Origin of the sequence: Micromonospora sp. LOL_021, from assembly GCF_048060215.1 — a bacterium.
In the GTDB taxonomy this organism is placed as follows: domain Bacteria; phylum Actinomycetota; class Actinomycetes; order Mycobacteriales; family Micromonosporaceae; genus Micromonospora_E.
Map to the genome: position 1 here is coordinate 1 of NZ_JBHMIN010000192.1, position 246 is coordinate 246.

At 60.6% G+C, this 246-nt stretch carries 1 protein-coding gene; it reads right to left on the minus strand.

Features of this window, described 5'->3' with window-relative positions:
• A partial coding sequence (locus tag ACFHWT_RS31630; protein WP_416598386.1) for a hypothetical protein occupies nucleotides 1-234 on the minus strand: 234 nt, incomplete at its 3' end.
• Between the last annotated feature and the right edge of the window lie 12 nt (nucleotides 235-246).

Sequence of the window (246 nt, forward strand, 5' to 3'; positions counted from 1 at the left end):
GTCCGGCCAGCGCGGCAACGACACCATCGGCCGACCAAGAAACGTCGACAACCCCGCCAACGAACAATCCATACAATTGTTGCCCCGACCAGACCGCCCCGGACCACCATCATTCACCAACCCACCAAACGGATGCGACGACGGATCCGCACCCACCACAAACCCACCACCCGACCACAACACCGCCTCAAGATCAGCCTGAAAACCCACATCCTCCAACGGCGCCAAATTCAACGGACCAACCGG